Source organism: Amedibacterium intestinale, from assembly GCF_010537335.1.
Classification (GTDB): domain Bacteria; phylum Bacillota_I; class Bacilli_A; order Erysipelotrichales; family Erysipelotrichaceae; genus Amedibacterium; species Amedibacterium intestinale.
The window spans coordinates 199,994-214,475 of record NZ_AP019711.1 but is presented as its reverse complement, the minus strand read 5'-3'; the positions used below and the strand labels follow the sequence as shown (position 1 = coordinate 214,475).

17 protein-coding genes are annotated in these 14,482 nt (G+C 40.0%); 3 read left to right on the top strand and 14 right to left on the bottom strand.

Translation table 11 applies throughout. The features are described 5' to 3' along the window. Nucleotides 1-68: 68 nt before the first annotated feature. Together A9CBEGH2_RS01050 and A9CBEGH2_RS01045 are read left to right on the top strand one after the other, a co-directional pair. A complete protein-coding gene (locus tag A9CBEGH2_RS01050) occupies nucleotides 69-755 on the top strand; it encodes a response regulator transcription factor (protein WP_021364217.1) in 687 nt (228 codons plus the stop codon). Next, nucleotides 749-2,041, top strand: coding sequence for a sensor histidine kinase (locus A9CBEGH2_RS01045; RefSeq protein WP_021364213.1), 1,293 nt, complete (start codon nucleotides 749-751; stop codon nucleotides 2,039-2,041). Before A9CBEGH2_RS01050 ends, A9CBEGH2_RS01045 begins: the two co-directional genes overlap by 7 nt. Before the next feature lie 45 nt (nucleotides 2,042-2,086). On the opposite strand, the gene A9CBEGH2_RS01040 is transcribed toward A9CBEGH2_RS01045, so the two are convergent. Both A9CBEGH2_RS01040 and A9CBEGH2_RS01035 read right to left on the bottom strand, forming a co-directional pair. After that, a complete protein-coding gene (locus tag A9CBEGH2_RS01040) occupies nucleotides 2,087-2,311 on the bottom strand; it encodes a hypothetical protein (RefSeq protein ID WP_009905044.1) in 225 nt (74 codons plus the stop codon). A 45-nt stretch (nucleotides 2,312-2,356) separates the two neighbouring features. Then, entirely contained in the window at nucleotides 2,357-3,052 is a 696-nt protein-coding gene (locus A9CBEGH2_RS01035) for a C45 family peptidase (RefSeq protein WP_009905043.1), read from the bottom strand. Between the two features lie 177 nt (nucleotides 3,053-3,229). Between A9CBEGH2_RS01035 and A9CBEGH2_RS01030 the strand changes: the two genes are divergently transcribed. Continuing rightward, the gene (locus tag A9CBEGH2_RS01030) at nucleotides 3,230-3,787 is read left to right on the top strand and encodes a TetR/AcrR family transcriptional regulator (RefSeq protein WP_005946872.1); all 558 of its coding nucleotides are present in this window, start codon (nucleotides 3,230-3,232) and stop codon (nucleotides 3,785-3,787) included. A 46-nt stretch (nucleotides 3,788-3,833) separates the two neighbouring features. Here the strand turns inward: A9CBEGH2_RS01030 and A9CBEGH2_RS01025 are convergent, their stop codons facing one another. The 12 genes from A9CBEGH2_RS01025 to mobT form a co-directional block, all read right to left on the bottom strand. Beyond that, on the bottom strand, nucleotides 3,834-4,619 hold the full coding sequence (locus A9CBEGH2_RS01025) for a conjugal transfer protein (RefSeq protein ID WP_456298100.1): 786 nt from the start codon (nucleotides 4,617-4,619) through the stop codon (nucleotides 3,834-3,836). Between the two features lie 141 nt (nucleotides 4,620-4,760). After that, entirely contained in the window at nucleotides 4,761-5,768 is a 1,008-nt protein-coding gene (locus A9CBEGH2_RS01020; RefSeq protein ID WP_004843365.1) for a bifunctional lytic transglycosylase/C40 family peptidase, read from the bottom strand. Further along, nucleotides 5,765-7,924: a CD3337/EF1877 family mobilome membrane protein gene (locus A9CBEGH2_RS01015; RefSeq protein ID WP_163104140.1), complete on the bottom strand. Its 2,160-nt coding sequence runs from the start codon at nucleotides 7,922-7,924 to the stop codon at nucleotides 5,765-5,767. Before A9CBEGH2_RS01015 ends, A9CBEGH2_RS01020 begins: the two co-directional genes overlap by 4 nt. Then, complete coding sequence (gene tcpF / locus A9CBEGH2_RS01010) at nucleotides 7,924-10,374, bottom strand: conjugal transfer ATPase TcpF (protein WP_163104139.1); 2,451 nt, start codon at nucleotides 10,372-10,374, stop codon at nucleotides 7,924-7,926. Before tcpF ends, A9CBEGH2_RS01015 begins: the two co-directional genes overlap by 1 nt. Continuing rightward, a complete protein-coding gene (locus A9CBEGH2_RS01005) occupies nucleotides 10,352-10,750 on the bottom strand; it encodes a conjugal transfer protein (RefSeq protein WP_004843362.1) in 399 nt (132 codons plus the stop codon). Before A9CBEGH2_RS01005 ends, tcpF begins: the two co-directional genes overlap by 23 nt. A 109-nt stretch (nucleotides 10,751-10,859) precedes the next feature. Continuing rightward, nucleotides 10,860-11,363 carry an antirestriction protein ArdA gene (locus tag A9CBEGH2_RS01000; RefSeq protein WP_131035046.1) on the bottom strand — a complete coding sequence of 168 codons (504 nt, stop codon included), beginning with the start codon at nucleotides 11,361-11,363 and terminating at the stop codon, nucleotides 10,860-10,862. A 17-nt stretch (nucleotides 11,364-11,380) separates the two neighbouring features. Beyond that, complete coding sequence (locus A9CBEGH2_RS00995; RefSeq protein WP_131035045.1) at nucleotides 11,381-11,884, bottom strand: antirestriction protein ArdA; 504 nt, start codon at nucleotides 11,882-11,884, stop codon at nucleotides 11,381-11,383. Next, complete coding sequence (locus tag A9CBEGH2_RS00990) at nucleotides 11,803-12,009, bottom strand: hypothetical protein (protein WP_456298099.1); 207 nt, start codon at nucleotides 12,007-12,009, stop codon at nucleotides 11,803-11,805. The genes A9CBEGH2_RS00995 and A9CBEGH2_RS00990 overlap by 82 nt, the downstream gene beginning before the upstream one ends. Before the next feature lie 178 nt (nucleotides 12,010-12,187). Continuing rightward, on the bottom strand, nucleotides 12,188-12,814 hold the full coding sequence (locus A9CBEGH2_RS00985; protein ID WP_163104138.1) for an alpha/beta fold hydrolase: 627 nt from the start codon (nucleotides 12,812-12,814) through the stop codon (nucleotides 12,188-12,190). A 70-nt stretch (nucleotides 12,815-12,884) separates the two neighbouring features. Beyond that, nucleotides 12,885-13,106, bottom strand: a complete 222-nt coding sequence (locus tag A9CBEGH2_RS00980) for a hypothetical protein (protein WP_002323342.1) — start codon at nucleotides 13,104-13,106, stop codon at nucleotides 12,885-12,887. Continuing rightward, nucleotides 13,107-13,214, bottom strand: coding sequence for a DUF3789 domain-containing protein (locus tag A9CBEGH2_RS00975; RefSeq protein ID WP_368361534.1), 108 nt, complete (start codon nucleotides 13,212-13,214; stop codon nucleotides 13,107-13,109). 39 nt (nucleotides 13,215-13,253) lie between these two features. After that, nucleotides 13,254-14,450: a MobT family relaxase gene (gene mobT / locus A9CBEGH2_RS00970; protein ID WP_163104137.1), complete on the bottom strand. Its 1,197-nt coding sequence runs from the start codon at nucleotides 14,448-14,450 to the stop codon at nucleotides 13,254-13,256. Between the last annotated feature and the right edge of the window lie 32 nt (nucleotides 14,451-14,482).

Below are 14,482 nucleotides of genomic sequence, written 5' to 3'. Positions count from 1 at the left end.
TTTAGAGGATTTTTACAGACTTTTCTGTTATACTGTCTATAATTTATATAGAAAAGGATTGATACATTATGAAAATACTTCTTCTGGAAGATGATTTAGAGTTATGTAAAAATATAAAAATTTCTCTCGAAAAAGAAAACTATATGGTTGATTGTTGCAATGACGGGGAAACCGCTATGCTGTACGCTTTAAATACAGACTATGCTTATGACCTCGCCATTGTAGACCGTATGCTACCGATTATTGACGGCTTAACAATCATAAAATCTATGCGTAGAAAAGGAATATCTATTCCTATCCTTATCATTACTGCCATGAGTACCCTTGACAATCGGGTGGAGGGTTTAGACGGCGGTGCTGATGATTACTTAGTAAAGCCATTTCATATCAAAGAATTGCTTGCAAGAGTTCGGGCATTAACAAGACGCCCTGCCAATATCCAGTTATCTTCCAAATTAGAATATGGAGATTTAACTTTCGATAAAGACAGCCGAACCTTATCTACACCCGTCAATTCTCTTTTATTAACTTCAAAAGAAACCGAGTTGACTTTTGTATTTATGCAGAACCCAGAAACACTATTTTCCCGTGAACAGCTAATCCTTAAAATCTGGGGCAGTTCTTCCGAGGTAGAAACTGGCAATGTAGACAGTTACATTTCTTTTCTGCGAAAACGCCTAAAAGAATTAAAAAGTTCCTGTAAAATAACAACGGTCTACGGTGCAGGGTACAAACTGGAGAAAGAAACATGTTAAATAACTTATACCGAAAACTTCATATTCTGTTTGCAAGTTCTGTTATGCTGATTATTACCCTTGTGATTTCCTTTGTCGTTGCGAACACAGTTCATACAGAGAAAATCAACGAAAGCACCTTATTTCAGAGATTGACAACCTTGCTGATTTATCAAGTGGAAAGTGCTTCTTCGGATATGGACAAAGCACTCAAAACCTACGAAGAGAGTTATCATATTTTTTCTTTAATTACTGATACAAGGGGGAATACCATTTATCAGAGTGATTTCCCATTTCCAACTTCTGCGGACAATCTGTTGCATGATGTAGAAAAGCAGATTTCTACACAACCATTATCACAAATAGAAAACAGCACAACTTCACAAGGCGGTTTTCTGGAAATAAGAGGAACACATCACGATACTTATTTTGTTATTCCTGCTACAATTAGGACAGCAAATGATACCGTGTATCATGCAACCTTTCTTTATCAGACAGCCAGTTTGACGGATATTTTACAAAAAACATTGCCTATATATCTTCTTATCTGGTTTTTGGCTTGTATCGTTGTTATCGTGCTGACCCGTTATCTGCTGAAAAAGTCGTTTGCTCCAACGGAACGAATACTGCAAAGCCAAAAAGATTTTGTTGCAACAGCGTCCCATGAATTAAAATCTCCACTTGCTGTTATGATTTCCAACACGGATATGCTTCTTGATAATGTTTCCTTAAACGAGCAGGCAAAGCAAGCCGTACAGACCATAGATTTTGAATGTATGCGGTTATCCCGTTTAGTCAAAGATATGTTGCTTTTGGCTTCTTCCGACGCTAAAACATGGACATTGCATAAAAGCACAATCAATGTAGATACCTTGCTCATTACGTTATATGAAACCTACGAACCCGTCTGCATGAAGCAGAATTTAGAACTAAAACTGCATTTATCCGAGGAAAGTTATCCTGCTATGTTTACCGACAAAGACCGATTATTTCAAATCTTGTGTGTCTTTATGGATAATGCCATTCAACATTCCAAGAATAATTCTTTAATAGAGATAGAAGTAATCGCCACCGAAAAAAATATTGCTTTTTCTGTGGTAGACCACGGGCAAGGCATTTCTGATGAAGATAAGCAGTATATCTTTGACCGATTTTATAGTGGCGACAAGTCCCATACGAACAAATCGAATTTTGGACTGGGACTAAGTATCGCCAAAGAATTAACTCAAATGCTGAACGGTATTATCATTATCAATGATACTGCTGGTGGAGGTGCTACTTTTACTGTTAAATTTCCTCTGAAATAGATTAAGGCTTGCAGATCATACACTATGTATGGAGCAAGCCTTTTTTCAAATCTTTGTCTTTTTGGTAATCTTGTAAATATATTCTTCTGGGGTAGGGCGTTTATTACCAAAATATTTTTTGAAATTTGCCTGCACTTCTGGGGCGGTGCTATTCATAGCTTCATCAATCGTCGCTTCAATATCTGCCCGAACATCAGCCAATGATACACCGCCAGCTTTTGCACCAGCTTTCAACGCTTTTTTTATATCTCGCTTTTTTAGTCCTATCATAATAACCTTTCTTATCATAATTGCAAATTTATAAATTCATTAGTATTAAAACTGAAATTCAAATACATTACTAAAATCATTGTTCAAGACATAATAAACTTTATTTTTTTCTGTAGAATATACAAATGAAACCCTAGTTGCCCACAAGTCTTTTTGAGAAACAGATTTTAATACTTTAAATGCGTCATTTACTGAAAAATCTTTATCATATCCTGCCAATAACTCTTTAGCCACTTCGTATCTTGTATCCCCAGAAACAATGTACGGCTTTGTTATATCTGGTTTTAGAATAGAATAATTTGTAATAAGTGAAAAATTTTCTTGTTCATATCTATACCCAATTCCAGGTTCAATAATTAAAACTCGTCCTTTTTTATCAGAAAGCATAGCTTGCATAGTAGCATCTGGTGCATAAATAATTTTTTTCTTTTTAACAATGTCCAAGGCTTTATCAAAAGAAATCTCTGCCTTAATGAATTTTTCTGTTAATTCAGATATTGTAATACAATCCTCGCTTTCTATATACCTTGCATTTTCATTACCATGAACATAAAGAAGTGTTCCTACATTACCATTTTTATTTATCCCATGAAATGAATGATACAGACCGTCAGGCATTTTAATACCAATATAAAATCTATTTTCTTCGGTAATTACAGTATGATCCCATACAGAAAGGTCAATATCAAAATTAAAACCAACAATTTTATCTATACCATTGTAAACAAATCTTGTACACATATAATCACTCCTCAAAATACTATTTCAAATAGTCATTTAACTAATCTAATTAGTATTTTAAAATGTTTTTGTAAGAAAGTCAATAAATAATCATAATTTTCTAATTGTGTTATTGACTACACTAATTCAATTAGCTAGAATTGTGTTTGTATGATATTTTGAATGAGGTGCATAACTATGAAAACCACTAAAGAAGCAGTAATAAAAGCAACATCAGACTTAGCAGATGAAAAAGGATTAAATAACGTTTCGTTAAAAGCTGTTGCTCAAAAATTAAACATTCGTACACCATCTTTATATAATCACATAGAAAGTTTAGATAATCTTCTTTTAGAAGTTGCTCATAATGGTATGCGTGACATGAATGAAAGAATGATGAAAATTGCCGTTGGAAAAATAGGGAAAGAAGCAATTAAGTTAGTTTCTATCGAATACCTAAACTATATGATTGAACACCCCGGAGTTTATGAAACAATTCAATGGGCTGTGTGGCACGGAACAGAGGAAACAGCAACCATTTTTAACAACTATCTTTCATTATTAACTACTCTTATCCAATCGTGCAGTCTTAACAAAGACAAAACACTTGAAATATTAAATATGCTTACTGGAATAATTCACGGTTATACAACTTTGCAATTAGGAAACGCTTTTTCTGCCTCAGATAAAGTTAGATTTGAATTAGCTGAAGCGATAGATACTTTATTAGTCGGGATTTTCCAGAAGTATAAATAATATATTTAGGCTTGCAAATCAATACAGAACTGCAAGCCTTTTTCTTTTATCCTACAATCTTCCAGTTGCTATCCTTATGTAGCACAAGCTCATACTGTGATACTTGTGTCGCCTTTGTCTGATTATCAAGGAATTTTACAGCTACTTTAACTTTCACATTATCCCCGTCCTTTGTAAAGATAGGGTTTACCAGTTCAGAATAAAGGTAGTCCCTGCCGATAGGCTCAATCACATTTCCAGATACATAGTAAGCAAGCTCTTTTTCTGTGGCTGTTGGATAGAGCTTAAAGAATGTTTCCAGAAATGCGGTAGCGTCATTTACCGTATCAGCGTCCACGCTTGCGTCTGCTTCTGGTGTCTTAGGCTCATAGTCTGATTTTTCGATTGCTGGTGCAAGAGTAGGGTTCTGAATGATTACCATATCCCCGTCAGCGTCTACATGGACTTTTACAGTATAAGTCGCTTTCACATTGCTTGTCTGTTCTCCCTCTTTTATCTGCTGATCTACTTCGTAGGTAGCAGAAAAAGTGTCCGTTCCCGATTGCTCGATATGCCACACAATCACATCTGTAACTGTGGAGCTGGTCGGTATATCCGTTCTGATTGTATCAACATTCAAGTCTTGCAATTCCTTTGTCAGATAACCGCTGATTGCCTGCGTCCTTGCTTCAATCGCTTCTTTGCTGTTACTCCATGTGTAATAAGACTTCGCAAAGTTCTTCACGAAATTTTCTATCCCGTTGGTGTCCTGCAAACGAAGTTCAATGATTTCTTTTTCATGGGTCGTGTGCTGGTCGATAGCGGTAAAATTCTTATACACCCCAAAGCTCACGCTTGCGATAAGCACCACCCACAACGCAATCATGGTTTTCTTATGTGTGCCTACCTTGACAGTACGCACCTTTTTTTCTTTTGGTTCTTTGACAGTTTCTGTCTGTTTCTTATTTTTCTTAAACATATTTTCAAGTCCTTTCTATTGTTTTACTCGTCCTGCACCGATTAAGTGCTGTTGCCAGTAACTACTACTTAGGTCTGCATATCCTATCGGGTCGCCTGCATGATACATCTGATTATTTCCTACATAAATGCCGACGTGGGTTACATACGAACCAGCGTTATAGGTAGAATGGAAAAACACCAAGTCCCCAGCCTTTGCCTGCGAGAGTGGAAGATGTTGGGTAGCGTCATACTGTGCTTGTGCCGTTCTCGGTAAGGAGATACCAGCTTTTCCATAACACCATTGCACAAGTCCGCTACAGTCAAAGGAAGTGTTCGGGTTACTGCCACCATACACATACTTCCAGCCTTGATATTTCAACGCTTCATTCATAATCGCTTGTGCCGTCGCATTATCAAAGTGTGCCACGGTCAGATATTGATTGACTAATTCCACATAGAACATATTTCCATAGCCATACCGCCAGCCCCCATTCTTTGCAACGGCTATCGGGTTGGTATAGGTTACTTTCTTTCCACCCGATTTCTCACGGGCGAAGCTCTCTGCAAGATTAAAAGTGTGCTTCTTTCCTTTTCCTGCCACATATCCCACATAGCCACCACCATAGTTATAAGACTGTATCGCTACATTCAAATCGTCGATACCTTGATTTTTGCAAGAAGAAAGCAGGGACGCAAAATATTTACACCCCTGCTTGATTGAGCTTTCCGTATCTAAAGAGTTGGGCGGTAGTCCCAGACTTTCTGAACTCTGCATAACATCTTCTGCCGTACCGCCACTTTCTACTTGAATGATAGCCAATAGCACATTGACATACTCGGAGATACCGTATTCTCTGGCGTATTTTTCTACCATAGGCTGATGTTTCAAGACTTCTGCGGATAAGTTCATACCCGTAATGCCAGAAGAAAAATTGCTGTTCTCGTCGTCGCTGTCCGCACTAATCAACACCCCAAAGAAAAGCACCAGAGAAAAGAGGATAGGAAACAGACTGCCAATGAGAGCGATATGTTTCAGTTTCATTTTTTCTTCTGTCCTTTCTTCGTTACAAGGTTACGGGTTTTCTCTGTGGTCTGCTGAACCTTTGTCCTACGGTCTTTGGTGTAATTCTGGCGTGTTTCCTGCGATACCACTTTTTCTACATTCTGCCTATGTACTGTCTGTGCAGGCTGGGTCGCTTTCCTATCAGAAACACCAGAAGATAACGGACGCTCTTTAATAACATTTGTCTTGACTGGCTCACTTGCTTTTGAAGTGGTCGCTGTGGCAGGACGTTTCACTTCCTGCATTTTTTCAGCACTCGTCTTTGAAGCTGTGGCTGGTCGCTCATGGGGACGGGTAGCTCCCGTTGTCGCTGATCCGTCAGCCTTTCGCTGTGCCTGCCTTGCTTCTTGTGCCTTTTGAAGCTCCATACGCTTGTCAGCGATATTCTGTCTATGCTGTTCCTGCTTTTCCAATCGTCCCGTCTGTCTGGACTGCTGTTCCTGCACCATGCCACGCTTGAAGTCGGACACGCTGGACTTTGCCTTTTCCTTTGCGGAATACACCGCATAAGCGGTCTGTGTCGGCATATCCTTGATATTTTCTTTGACAGCATTTGCCTTGTCTTTTACTTTATTTTTCGTATCTAAGACAGCACCCACCTTTGAACCTGCACGTTGTCCCATGCTGAAAGATGTATTACCCCGACTGTCTTTTGTAGCTGTGTTCCTTGTCGGTTTTCTGTTTGAAATCGTGCTACCTGCCACCGCACCAGCGACACCGCCAGCAGTAACCGCACCAGCAAGCCGTCTTTCCATACGCCTAGCTCTATGTCGCATAAACAGATACGGTCTGCGGAATATCCTGCGTCCCATGTTTTGACTGTCGCCAGCGTTCAAAGAGAACATATTCATTAAGTCGCCTAACTTGATAAAGATACCTGCAAAACACACTATCTGTAAGAACGCCACCATAAAAAACGGGTACTCTTTGGAGATGTTATAAAACATACTGGAAATACTGAACGCCACCGTTACAATGAGTGTAATTCCTGCCCGTGTCATTATGGTATTAAACACCCTCACGATTGCCTGCTTTGCCAGATTTTGTTGACTAGGTATCATGGAAAGAAGAAAACTGATAGGTAAAAACATTGCAAAGATAATAAAAAGTATCTGGCTTAACATCATTATCCCCGTCAGTAAGAATACAAAGATTGTGATACCTATATTAAAAATGAATAGGAAGAACACCATACCTAAACGGTTCACGACCTGCGGTATCGTCAGATTGTTGTTGTCATTGTCCTCAATTTCCGTTTTTACGACTTCTTCTCTGGTTTTCCCGTCCTCGTCCTCTGGGCTTGCCGATACCAGAGCTTCCACACGGTCTGTCCCGATTTCTTCTGCGTTGCTGTTCCCAAATTGCAAGAGTAGCCACGGCTGTTCCACTTGAATAGAAAATAGGCTGTCCCGTATCAAGTCCACGCTGTCCTTACCCTCGCTTTCAGAGTTGGGGAGCATGATTTTTGTTCCCAAGTCAAGTGAAGCGGTACTGATGTCTGATGAAAACTCATTTATCTTCTTGATGTAGTCGGGAGCATAGGCAATAAACGAAGCCGACAGCACGAACACCACAAGAAAATTGATAACCGCTTGAACCGCTTTGCTGGTTTCTCTTTTTATCAGTCCTGTATAGGCAACATAAATGCCAATGATTAAAATTATCAGTAATAGAGAACCTACATAAAATCCCGTACTCCCGAAGCCATTCTCGGTAACACCTGCAAGGGTCTGTATGCTTTTGCCGATACTGTCTGCCATATCGTTGATGAAGTCCAGTTTATAGGCTTCCTGCACCACATAGCCCGTTGCATTGCTTAAATAAAGGCTTATCGTCCAGACAAAGTTGGTAATGCAGTAAAGCCCGTACTGCACCGATTTTCCAATACCGTCCAGCCAGTTCCACGGAAGCCACGACCAGCTATTATCCACATAAAAATCAAGCTGGTAGTTGGAAAGGGGATATTTTGAGTATAGATTTTCTGCGTTTATGGTATCGTCCACAAGCCCTGTCGCATGAGCTACCGTCCCCAGAAGTGAAAGCAGGATAAGGGAGAGTGCCACCACGAACAGAGCCATTTTGAGAAAGTGGAAAATCTTCTTTTTTGTGAACGCACCTTTTATCCTTTCTTTCATCACTCCACCTCATTTCTCTGCATGGGCGGTCTGGTATCAAAGGCGTGTAGCAGTTCTTCAAAGACTGGGTGTATCTGCACCACACCAACACGTCCGTATAAGTCCTGCAATAAGCATTGTCCGTTCTCCAAATCACGCAAGCGTTTCTGGTTGTTCTCGTCGTCCTTGTCGATACCGAAAAATTCTAAGGTCTGCTTTATCTCGTTGATGTCAGTAGAACGGAAAGCGAATTTTAAGCCGATATTGTTTTTCAGACTTTCCTTTGACACGTCGCCAGAGGATTGTGTAACGAAATAAACGCCTGCCTGCATAGCTCGTCCAGCACGAACCAGCTTATTTGATAGCGTTTCGCCTTGTGCCACATTTAAGAACGCCCACGCTTCGTCAAGGTCTACAATCTTAAAAATACTTCTGTCTGAATGGATAAAATCAAGGGCAAAGGTACTAATCACAATCAGCATTGCCACCGATAATAATTCAATGGTCGTGTATTCGTTAAAAGTGGTATCTTTATCTGGCAGTACAAGGTCAGCTACTTGAATGATATTGAGCTGGTTATCCAGACTGATTGTATTTTCTACTGTCCCGTCCGAAAACAGCAGATGTGCAAAATCATAATTTGTAAAACTGGCAATATGATTTGCGATATGGTTCGCAATCGGTGTATTCTCTTGCCGTAATTCTGTGATAACATTTAACAGTCCTCTGTGTTCGCTTTCAGATACCTTGCTGATTGCACTAATAAGCACAGGGAATTTATCTCCGTCACGGGTAGAGATACCCGTTAAAAATGTTAAGATTTCTTTTGCCAGCGTCGCTCCGTCCTCTTTATCTTTCATAATCACAAATGGGTCAAGAAGTCCTGCATTGTCCTTGTCGCTGGTAAGGTTTACGATATTGATTTCACGGGCTATCTCTGGGAGCGTTTCTTTCCAGTTGCCACGCTCTGATTTAGGGTCTAAGATAACCGCTTGACCGCCAAACAGCACAGCATAATACACCAGAAGATTGTTGCAGAACGACTTCCCACCGCCAAGCGAACCGACAAAAGCAGAAGCAAGGGCATTTGTTACTGTACCTTTCACACCTTGACTGGCAAGGGACGGTTGCAGGTACACATTTCTTCCCGTATCAACGGAATAGCCCATATAGATACCCATAGTTTCTCCTAACTGCTGGGTCGCACCAAAACCAAGCCCTGCCAAGAAATCTGATTTTACATACTGCACATAGTCATTGATATATCGCTTGCTGGCTGGAAGAAATTCAGAATGAAGCCCCAGCATATCCCCAGCAGGACGCACCAACTTTACATTGAGGTCGTCGTAAAAGTCCTTGACTTCATCACAACGGCGTTTCAGCTCGTCAAGATCGGGTGCAGACACCCGTATCACGTAGCTTAACTTATACATACTTTCTTTGCTCTGGTCTAAGTCTGTTTCCAGCTCGTCCACGCTGTCTAAGGCGTCCACCACATTTGAGCTGGTTTCACTTCCTGCTTGATAAGCGTGATTGTCAAGGTCTTTCAATTCCTTTTTCTTGTTTCTTACTGTCGTTAATGCTTTTCGGTTCTCCACGATTTCTACATTCATAGAAGTATCAACGGGGAATGTGAATTGCTGTTGCTGGAAATAGAAGATTTCAGACGACGGAAAATCAAGCTCCCCGACAATCGCATTGACAGTAAAGTAGGACACATAACTTTCCTTGTCCTCATGTTCCAATCGTAAATACCGCTGGCTTTCCTCAATCACACACCTTGTCGGACGGATAAGGTCGTAGTATTTTATCAGCGTTTCTTTGTTCAATTTTTTCTTTGGTAGCTGGTACTCATAATCTTCATAGGCGATACCGTCCCTGCCGTAAAGATGTTCCATGAGATACCCAAAATCATTGATTTCCAAGCGACGCACCTTAAAACGCCTTGATATTTTATTTTCCAGTAACTTTTCCATTTTCATGTAACGGTTGATTTCATCATTCGGCATGGAAACAAAGTCATTCATCAGCGTGTGGTTCACTTCATGGAGAAATTCCGTAAACGTCAGCCACGCCGATTTTTTGATGTTCTTCAGATTGAGCTGTTCTTCCGTAACCATGAGCTTAAAGCCAAGAAAAAAACGGTAGTCCACTTGATTGTCCCCAATCATAGATACTAACGCTTCGGTCTGTTCGTCTATCTTCTGATAGGCAACTTCCTTTAATTTTCCAGTTACCAGTTTCTTTGACTGTTCCTGCATACTTCGTATGGAGCTTTCTGTGGCAATCTGCAAGGCATGAATTTTACCCTCACGGGACTGTGCGATAAGCTGGCGAAAGCTGTCATGCACGATAAATTTCTGCTCTGCGGATAGGAAAGAATAGTTATACGGTATCAACTCATAGTAAGCGAACACCTCATTGTCCTTGTTCCAGACAAGGTTATTGTCAATATATTTTATCGGGAACATAGTTCACACTCCTTACTGCCGTGATTGTTTCATTCAAGGTCTGCTTATGCAGTTTTACGGCTTTTCCTGCATAAGTGATTTTAGGTCGCAGGGCATAGGTTATCTGTGATTTCAAAAAGCTGTACGGCTTCTTTCCGTCAAAAGTTTTCTGCGACATAAACCAAGTGAGAGCAACGGGAATACCAAAATATTTGAGAAATGCTCCCTCAATCATGGAAAGTGGGGGAATATCCCCAAACAGAATGATGATAAATTCCGTAATCACAAACCATGTAATCTGTGTAAAGGTAACGGGAAAGGGTAAGTTAAAGTCATTGATTGCATACAAGACTTTTTCCACGTTCCAGATACCCGTATAAGATTTAATCTTTTTCAAGTTCTTTCAGCTCCTTTCAAAATAGAAAAGGACAGCCATGTTTCAGACTGTCCCTTAAAAGAGAAATACACTGTCAGTAGCAACAATGCTTGTCGCTGATCTTCCAGCGTTAGTATGGTATCTCGCACATACCTCGGCTTGTTTCGATAAAGCAACCGCCCATATCCAAATCTCGCCCGTAGGCTTCATAGTCAATGTAGTTCTGTAAGCTGGGTGGAATATCCCCTAGTGCCTGCAATTCGTCTACATAGTAGTAGGCAACGTCTGTCATGGTTTCACAGTCGGGATAATAATAAATATCGTCCTTGTGTTCCACGACTTCTTCCAGCGTCCCGTAGTGGCTGATAAATTCGTCCAGACACTCTACGATATAATCGGGAAGTTCCTCTATCATTTCATACATATCATTGAGTTCCTCAATGGAAACATACTCGCCAATCGCAATAGGGAAGTTGTCGGTATCATGGATAGCGTATTCCTCATACTGTTCATTCAAGCCGATTTTTTCTTTCACATCTTCCTCGTCAATAGGAAACGTGAACCAAGCACCGACTAAATATCCCTCATTGTATTTGCCAAGATTAGCAATATAAACCGCCATATCATCAATCATAAGCACCACCTCATTTCCTACTCTGGCAGTTCAAAGATACCGTGTTCTGTTACTAAAAATTTCCCGTGTTCCTGCAAGTGAGAAGCGTAGGCTTCAAAGTCAAAGTAATATTCTTGACAGTCCTCGGATAAATGTTTGAACGTCGGGTCATTCATCAGCTTTTGCCTTGCAACATCTATCATGCTTTTGCAGTCGGGATAAACCGTAATCACATTTCTGCAAATATAAAGTGCTTCTAAATTTTCATACACGGTAAGAAGTGCTGTATATTCTTCTTGCATATCACTTGAAAGCTGGCGGTACATAAAATCTAATTCGTTGAGCTGGTACACGCTTGTATGTTCGTGAACTTCATCAGCATAAGGCAACACCTTTTCGATAATACAATAATCTTGACTTTCTGCACCGATACCTAACTTTTCTTCAAATTCGGCAACATCTATCGGCAGGTCGAACCAGTATGATATTGTTTCTTCGCCAGTTGTTCCTTTCGTTTCCACCAGCACCCTTGTTTCCTGCATTGTTCCTCACGTCCTTTCTGTTGTTTCATCACATCTTTTATGGTCTGGTACGACATACCAAACACATACTTTGAAAAATCTTCTAACTGTCTTTCTTCATAGTTGGCAGGGTTCAGTCGTTTCATTTCCTGCCACACCTTACGCTTGTAAGAGGACAGGTCGGAAATATAATCACAGCCGACCTTTGCCTGCATATCCTTAAAAATATCGTTCATTTCATCACTCCAATCTGAAATTTAGGTATGAAAAAAGCAGTCAATCATAAGACTAACTGCTTTGTGTGTATGGACATGAAATTGTTTATCAGACATATTGTTTGAAAAATGCATTTAACTTTTGCCCTAGTAGTGTTGGGTTATCTGTATTTACTTCATGTCCTGCATTTTCAATAATAGCTATTTCTGCGTTTTCTATCTGTTGTTGCAATTCTAAAGAAGCTTTTTTATTTATCTTATCCTTATCGCCACAGACAACAAGTACCGAACATGATATTTTTTTCAGTTCATGTTTAAAATTAAGTTCTGTCATAGATTTGCATAGATTGATAAAATCTGTTTTCTGAAAACCCATTTTTTCAAATGCTGAACAAGGCATAATACGGAATATCAGATTTTGCATTTTTAACAGATACTTTGGCATTTCATATTGTGTGCCTATTAACACTAATGAGTTCATTTTTTCTGGGTGTTCTATCGCATACTGCATAGCAAGAATACCACCTAAAGAAAGTCCACAAATATTTAGCGGTTCTTCAAACTGTTCACAGTATGTTTCCAATGTCCGATACAATGTATCATAACATGGTATTTTTCCAAAAAGCCAATCTGATAAATTAGGGCATAAAACTTCAAAATCATCATTGAATACTTTTACGGTATCACTCCAACTTTCAGAAGATTGTCCCAAACCGTGAAGCATTATATATTTCATTCCATCACTCCTAGATACTGTGTTTCATATCCACATTATAACATTCGCATATCAGCACCACAATAAAATTTTATGCACCGATAATCTTATTGAACAGCTCTAACAATACATCTTTCACACCGCCAGCGTTGAATACCAAACCGACAGCAATCAAGGCAACTACCAAGAAGCCGATAAGTTTTGAAAACTCACGCTTGAACCCTAAGTAGATACCGATAACCACAATCGCCATAAGCACTAAGCTCTGTGCGTTTGATAAAAACCATTGATACAAATTTTGTCCGAAATTCATTTAATTGTCCTCACTTTCTTCTAATTGTTTCATTTCATAGTCAGCTTCTTTGCCGACATTCAAAATACACATCAAGACTACGCCGATACCCATTCCCATAGATACCAGCAGGAAATCTTTTAATAATACCCACATTTTTTATCACTCCTAACTTTCCACCAAATCTTTTGCAGGGGTCGTCTGCTGTTTGATTATCATTTTATGCTTTTCTGTGAGCTTTGCCTGCTGTTCGATTGTTTCCATGTAGTCTGTACCGTTTCCTTTATCAATCTTTTTCAGCATTTTCAAGGTTGGTGCTACCTGCCTTTGTACCCAACGCAATGTGCGGTCTAAGGTGTAAGGCTCTGGCTTTGTCGTCAGCTTCAAGCTCTGTCTGTTATCGCCAATAAACCAAGCCCAGCGGTCATTGAGTTTCCATTCATTTTTTCGCTTGTCGGGTTCTTCATCAACAAACCGTACATACTGGTTGATGATAGAAAAGGCGGTCTGCTCTGCGTCATAATAGGTCAGCAAATCTCGTACTGCATAATAGGCACGTTCATTTCTAAGCCGTATCTCAAAACGGTTGATAATGTCGGCTTCTTCAAGCGGTGTCCCTAACTTGACGTACTGCTCATAGTCCTTTTCATAGATACAAAAATACACATCTGATTTCAGCGAACCAAGATAAAGGGTGCGTCCCATATATTCTCTGTCGTCCTCTCTATGCTTGATAAGCTCGCCCGACTGGTAAAACTTATAACTTCTGGACTTTCCGATATATTCCCGTTTTCTGCATTTTTCCGCAAGCTCTGAAATATCCAAAATGCCCGTATGGTCGTTGATAGCAAGGTCGATACGCTTCATCACGCCACCGTCTACGAGTGCGTCCATGAGAAAGTCATACCAGCTTCTTTGCTGTGCCAGCAGGTAACTTTCAAACTGCCTGCAACCACGCCCCTTTAACTCTAAAAGGACACCTTTTTCTTCGTCAGCCGACGTATAGATAAAGATGTCCCCTAAAGAGTAATGCTCCGTATAACTGTAATGTCCATAATCTTCATGGAGCATATAGTTGATATTCAGTTTTAATATGTCTTTGATGATATGCTGTATATCCAGCGTGGGAAAACGAATTTTCACATAATCAAACAGCATGGTAAGCGGTGCTTCTGGATTGAACCTTGCCAGTTCTTTATGCAGAGTTTCCAAAAGCTCCTTTGACGGCTTCATTTTTCCGCTTTCTATCTTATTGAGATATTCTCTTGTGATACCAGAAGCCACCGCCAGCCTGCCTTGTGAGATACCGTAAGCAATCCGTTTCTCCCGTAATTCTTTTATCCATTGTTCTTCATTCAGAACCATACCCCCAATCTGTAAAGTGTGAAGTTTTTTTA